Source organism: Thermogemmatispora sp., assembly GCF_042408735.1.
In the GTDB taxonomy this organism is placed as follows: domain Bacteria; phylum Chloroflexota; class Ktedonobacteria; order Ktedonobacterales; family Ktedonobacteraceae; genus Thermogemmatispora.
This window is the reverse complement of sequence record NZ_JBHOQV010000155.1, coordinates 1-6,343: the sequence shown is the minus strand read 5'-3', so window position 1 is coordinate 6,343 and position 6,343 is coordinate 1. Positions and strand designations below refer to the sequence as shown.

Here is a 6,343-nt window from a genome sequence, read left to right as displayed (position 1 = left end):
CTGTCTCGGCTCGATGGAGGGAGCCGCGCTGCGCAGATCCTGGCGGTGGTGGTACCGCATCCTGTCGGACCTGGCCCGACAGGCGCACCCGGATGCCGCTCGCTCGCTCAGCTGGTGAACGCAGTCGCAGGGGATCGTCTTCCGCGGCAACGGGCCGCAAGCGCAGCTGCGGCCAGACGGCCTGCAGCTGGCTCATGAGCTGCGATTGGGCCGCGTCAGAGCAGACGCGCCCCAACAGCCGATGCGCTCGCCCCTCCCCCACCAGTTCGAGCGCGATCACGGAAGCGCTGTCCAGCAGGAGCGTCTGGAGCACCTGCTCCCACCGGCGCGGCTCCTCTGCCTCTGCCCGGGCAAAAGGCAGCAGCTCCATCACCTGCTCCGAATCACGCGTGCTCATGAGTGCGGTCTCCTTTCCCCGGCTGCCCGCTGAGCTGCTCCCGCTGCCGGGGATCCGTCGTGATCACCTGAGCCACCTGTGGCTCAGCAGGGAAGCGCAGATGCAGGTGATGCTGGTCTCCGAGAAGGAGAAGCCCTTCGCCTTTGCTGAGCGCCGCCAGTAAGCGCCCCTCCTCCTCGGAGAGCTGCAGCAGCTCCACAAGCTGTCTGACGGCTGCAGGCTCTTGCCCGAGCAAGAGCACGCTCGCACAGTTGGCCAGAATCGAACTGTCCTGCAGAATCTGGACGTGCTGAGTGACCCCATAGATCGACAGAAAGTACTTGCGAGCCCGCTGGAACAGCTGCTCCAGCAGCAAGCGGCCACCTGGGCCTGTGGACGCAAAAAGGCCCCACAGCTCATCAATAACCAGTAGCCGCGGGTGCGGGGAAGAACGGGCCAGGCGCCAGACCAGGTGCACGACGAGATATTGGCCAATGGCTCGCAGCGAGCCGAGGCCACTCAGGTCGAACACTGTCAACCGGCTCTCCAGCTCCAGGGGCGTGGGTTCAAAGAGCGCGGCGGCGCTGCCGCTCGTGAACGGCTGCAAGCGGTCTGCCAGGCCGCTGCTGTCAGGCCCACAGACTCCGCTGCGCAAGACACGGCTGAGATCACGCAACAGCGGCGGCTCGATGTGATGGGTCTGCGGATCAGCCGTCATGCCCCGCTCGCGGTAACACTCCTGCACAGCCCGTTCCAGCAGCGACCACTCGCTGGCGGTCAGCGGCTGCTCCTTTCCCTGTCCGATGAGCAGCTCCAGCAGGGCCAGCAACCACTGGACCTGCTCCGCCAGCACCTCCCCTGCTCGGTCCGCTGACCGGGGCCTGGGGAGCACGAACGGGTTCACGCCTCCCCCACCGCTGCCAGGCATGCCGACGGCCAGCCGAACAGGCTGACCATGCGGCGCTACGGCCTCACAGAGCGGCAGGTATTCTCCCTCGGGATCGATCACGATGACCTGGATCGACCCCTCATCTGGGTGCCGCTCGTCTGGGTGCGGCTGCGCCGGAGGCGTCGTGAGGGCATGCACGATATCCAGCTTACACTTGAACGACTTTCCGCTCCCACTGGCGCCGATGATCAGCCGATTGGCGTTGCGCCAATTCGACGCCCACGGGTCCAACAGGACCGGGGTGTTCTCGCTGACACTGACCCCTTCGAAGCGGCCCCCTGGCTGCAGGAGCGTGGGAGAGACAAACGGCAAGCAGGTCGCCAGGGTCTGCGAGTCCAGGAGCACGCGCGCGTTGATCGGATCGTCTTGCCACGGCAAACAGGCTTGCCAGGCCGGCACCTGTTCATAGAGGGCCAGGGGCGCCCAGAGGTTGAGTAGGCGTAGCGTCGACTCCAGCCGGGCGGAGCGTTCCTCCAGCTGTGCCGGAGAGCTCGCGTGCAGGGCGAGATACACCGAGGACAAGAACAGTTGCTCCTGCCCCGTTCCCACCGTGTCCAGTAACCGCTCGACGTCTTGGTGAGCCAGGGCGACCAGCGGGTCACGTACCCGCTGCTGTTCCTGCGCGTACGAGAGCAAGGACCGGTATTCCAGCAACTTCCGACGGAGCAAGCGCTGCGCCGAGGTCCTGGGCACTGGGACCAGGTGAAAGCTCACCTCCAGCTCGAAGGGCGTAGCCACCAGCAGCGGCCAGAGCCAGAGGCTGCGGACCTGACGAGGCCAGCTTCGCACGATCCAATGGCGGATCAGGTGATCCTCCCCCAGGATGAGCGCTTTGGCCGTCGCCCGGAGGCCCTCTGGAGCGAGCCACTCGAGGTCCTGCCCCGGTCCCCACACGGGGGGGTCCTGGGGACGAGGGGCCTGCCGCGCCCTCTGCGGGTGAAACAAGTGATAGAGCAGGTCCAGCACCGCTGCCCGGTGCAGCCGTCGAGCGGACAGTCCCATCTGCGCAAGCAGATCCAGGAGGGACTGGACGCGCTCTTCTAGCAGATGGCGCAGCGCGGCTGCTTGCCCTTGTTCGCTCGGTCGACGGCGAGCAGGCCAGACGGCCAGGCTCGCTGGTCTGTCCGCAAGGAAGGCGTCTCCTTTCAGCACGAGATAGCACCGGTGGCGGAACAGCTCCTGCCCTCTCAGGAGCTGGCACTCCCAGGCCCGGAACGTCTGCAAGAGTGGCGGCAGGGCCTTCTCCGACTCCTGGACCGTGGCATGGGCCTGGACCTCTCCAGACGTGCTCGCGCTCTCGCTCCGGACCAGAATCTGGACAGCCCACGGGAGCGCGCGCAAGAGCCGGCCAAACCGCTCCTGGAACTGGTACTGCACATCTGCCGGGCGCAACAGCAGGTTCACGCCTTCGACTTCCAGGATGGCCACGGGCGTGGTCGCTGGTGTGCTCGCCCGCCCCCGCAGAGGAGCACGCCGCCAGAGCACACCATCTTCATCGACCGTATCCAGAGGAAGGTATCGCCAGAGGTCGGCGTGAGCGGCAGACCCTGAATGACGCCTGAGCAGAAATGGAAGGTTCATCAGATGGTCCGCTCTCCTTTCTTCTCTTGGAGAGATGACAATGGATGACTTGCTTGCTTGACCACGGGTGGCTCGCTGCTCTGCATGCCCCTGGTCTTGACCCCAATCTGTCTCTCGCGAAGCCTAGGGGCCGGCCAGGATCGCCGTCACATACGCCTGTGTCTCTGCGGGCAGACAGGCGAGCCAGCGACTTCCACAGCGAGCGAGCGCCTGATCAACTGCCGCCGGGCCAGCGTTGTAGGCGGCCGCTGCCTGGGCATAGCTGCCGCCGTACCGGATCTGGTAACTGGCCATGAGACGCGCGGCTCCGAACAGAGCCTCCACCGGATTCCAGGGATCAATCCCCAAACCGGCGGCGGTGCTGGGCAGGAACTGAGCGATGCCCACGGCTCCCGCCGGAGAGACGGCGTCTGGGTTGAAGCCGCTTTCCACATTGATCTGGCGCACAAAATAGAGCGGGGAGATGCCCGCATCGAGAGCAGCCTGGTAGGCGAGGCTGACCAAGGAGAACGCCGAGGGGGGAAGCTGCAGACGCTGAGCCAGTGTCGTCGCCTCCTCGGCCTGCCAGCTACGGGCCTGCGGTGGCAGATGGCGGATATATCCCAGCGTCCGGTACCCAGGCCAGGTAGTCAGGCGCAGCGTCGCTGGCAGAGGGAACGATTCGATCGCTGCCGGGCCATTGGCCTGGGCAATGGTCAGCTCCCCCGCGTGCGAGCCCCTGGGAGGATCGACAGCCACCACAATGGCCACGTGCCCCACGCCCCCGATGGCACTCGAATCCAGCACGAGAAGATCCCCTGCCTCCGGCCATCCTCCGCCATCAGGAATCTCCAGCCAGCCCGCTTGCCTGGCCGCTGGTTGCTGGTAGAGTGGCCAGAAATCTCGTGCATTGCCGATCCAGGGCAGCGGGTCCCCAGCCAGCCCGTACGCTGCCGTCACCAGCATGACACACTGCAGATTCCCATGCTGCCACTCCGGACAGCCGGGGCAGGTGCGCTGCCAATACCGCACGGCAGCCTGGGGAAAACCGGCATCCCAACATTGGTCAAGCTGGGCTGACCCACAGGGATGCAGATGCGCCGCCATCTGGAGTGCGGCGGCGACAATCGCCGGCGCAGAGGGATTGCTCCCCATCGCTGCCATCGTGCTCATGCTCGTAGCCCCTGCCAGCGGCAGGAGCAGCGCGAGACCAAGACTCACGCCAGCCAGCAGGATCACTCGTCCCATCGGCGCTCCTCCTGTCCTTGGGATGGGGGTTCATCTGTGCTCTCCAGGAGCTGCTCGGCCAGGCGCCTCCAGGCCGGATGCGGAGACCAAGCCAGGCAGCGGGGCTGTCTCCAGAAGCGCCACAGCACGAGGAACCACTGTTCCAGGGGGCGCCCCAGGGGGTGAAGCCAGCCAACAAGCCCCCCGCCAATGAGAGGCATGCCGGCGAGGACCAGCCGGGCCATCACGCCGAGGGGGTCTTCTCCCAGCCAGCTGAGTGCGTGCCACCAGGAGAGCGCCAGGCTGAGTCCCAGGAGCAGCAGGCCGCTTTGGCGCCAGGTCAGCTCGATATTGAACGGAAGCGTGATCTGGTCCTCTACGAGCAGCCTGGGGACGGTGTGGCTCAGCCGTACCGTCCCCGCACGAAGCGGAGGCAGCGGTGGCCCTCCCTGTGCCGTAGCGTGATCCTGTGCCATGTCCTGGTGCATCTCTCCTCCTTCAGTGGGACGTGGGGGGCTGGATGGCAGAGATGAGCTGAGGCGCAATGGTCGCGGCCAGCACCACCAGCAGGAGGCCGATCACAATGGCTCCGATCGCGCGACGCACATGCATGGCTCGTGAGACATCGTCGAATGCTGAGATATACAAGAGTCCGCAGACCACCAGCGCCAGGCAGGCGACCCCGACGACCATGCCGGCGAGCAGCTTGGCAAGGTTCTGGAGCGCAGTGCTCACTCCTGTAGGATCGGGGTTGGGCGCCGGTGGGGGATCGTGCTGTAAGACACTGACCACCACGGGGGTCCACAGATGGAACCAGGAAGCCACCTGGGGCAGCAGTGTCTGGGTCCAGAGTGGCAAGATCATGAGCTTCATCTTCCCTCCGCTTGCTCACAAGGATTGTGGTGCCTTCTTGGGCGTTCCTGAGCTAGAAGAGCAGGGCCACGAGTGCCGTCAGCTGCTCGCCAATGCCCGGCAGGCCGGCCTGGGCGGTATGCATGGCCCGCGCCAGCAGCGCGGGCACGCGCAAGGCCAGGTAGCACGCTGCCAGCCCGACCAGGAGGCTGATTGGGGTCGCGGAAGCATGCCCAAACCCCCCGATCAGAGCCGCCCCCATCGCCAGGACCGCATCTTGCACAATCTGGCAGAGCAGCACCTCGACCAGCAGGGTGGCTGCCAGCCGCCCATAGGGACGCAATCCAGGTGTAGCTGTCATGAGCAGCCAGAGAGGCATGAGCGCAATCAATAGATCAAGCAGTGCTATTTGAACAAGCCTGACGATAGAAAGAAAAAGCAGCATCACCAGAGCGACGATCGCGAAGAGAATCCAGGCCAGCGGTGCGGTCACGGTGCGGAGGCCTGACCAGACATCCTGGAACCCCAGGGTCCCCGCAGCACTCCCGCCAAAGACCAGGAACAGCCCGCGTGAAGTCAGATTACAGAGTTCTACTCCCTGCTCGACCAGGGCGAGGCCGACGTGGGCCAGCACCAGGGCAAGGACCAGGTCCCAAAGGTGCTCCACCCAGGCCACGCTGACCACACGGCTCGTCCCCTGCCCCCCGATCATGAGTCGGTAGCCAGCCACCACCAGGGCCAGGGAGGTCAATCCTGCCAGCAGGCTCAAGCTCCAGCGATAGCTGGTCTCAACGATGGGGTGACCGTACGAGAGCGCTTTCGGGGTCTGCGCGACAAAGGTAAAGCTGCCGAACCAGTCCAGCACTTGATTCCAGCAATCCGCGACCAGATGTTCCAAGCCCTCCCAGAAGCTATCGCTCAGGAAGTTGCCTGTGTTGACCGGAGGAGCAGCGATGCTCTCCGCTCCCGGCTGAGAGGGCAAGCTGGTCTGGGCAAGGCCTGGCAGCGGACCTGCGAACCCGCAGGCCGGGGCGAATGGCCCGACCTCCGTCATGGGAAGCCGGTGACAGTGCGCAGGGTCAGCTGGCCGGCAGGCCGGGTCCGCATCCGCCGGATTGGCCTCCCCGTTCGGCAACGGATGGCAATCGGTTCCCGAGAGGGGAGGATTACCAAGTGCTACCTGGTAGGCAGGGAAGCAGCCCGGGGCTGGAGGGCCAACAGCAACGCGCACGCAGGCCGGATCAGCCGGCTGGCAGGCCGGGTCCGCATCGTAAGGGTTGGCGGAGCCGTCGGGTAGCGGATGGCAGGCCATCCCTGCCACCTGCGGGGAGGGAGGAGCCTTGAGGGCAGCCTCATAGAGCGGCAGACAAGCAGAGGGA

General features: G+C 65.6%; 5 protein-coding genes and 1 pseudogene. All 6 read right to left on the bottom strand.

All coding sequences use genetic code 11. The features are described 5' to 3' along the window. On the bottom strand, positions 1-397 hold a 397-nt coding region (locus tag ACFMO7_RS17465), incomplete at its 3' end, for a hypothetical protein (RefSeq protein ID WP_376796766.1). Beyond that, complete coding sequence (locus tag ACFMO7_RS17460) at positions 384-2,906, bottom strand: VirB4 family type IV secretion system protein (RefSeq protein WP_376796765.1); 2,523 nt, start codon at positions 2,904-2,906, stop codon at positions 384-386. The genes ACFMO7_RS17465 and ACFMO7_RS17460, both read right to left, overlap by 14 nt. A 123-nt stretch (positions 2,907-3,029) precedes the next feature. After that, a complete protein-coding gene (locus tag ACFMO7_RS17455; RefSeq protein ID WP_376796764.1) occupies positions 3,030-4,133 on the bottom strand; it encodes a transglycosylase SLT domain-containing protein in 1,104 nt (367 codons plus the stop codon). After that, positions 4,121-4,600, bottom strand: a complete 480-nt coding sequence (locus ACFMO7_RS17450; RefSeq protein ID WP_376796763.1) for a hypothetical protein — start codon at positions 4,598-4,600, stop codon at positions 4,121-4,123. Before ACFMO7_RS17450 ends, ACFMO7_RS17455 begins: the two co-directional genes overlap by 13 nt. Before the next feature lie 10 nt (positions 4,601-4,610). Continuing rightward, complete coding sequence (locus tag ACFMO7_RS17445) at positions 4,611-4,985, bottom strand: TrbC/VirB2 family protein (protein ID WP_376796762.1); 375 nt, start codon at positions 4,983-4,985, stop codon at positions 4,611-4,613. A 52-nt stretch (positions 4,986-5,037) separates the two neighbouring features. Beyond that, positions 5,038-6,343, bottom strand: a pseudogene (locus tag ACFMO7_RS17440) (hypothetical protein); the annotation flags it as partial.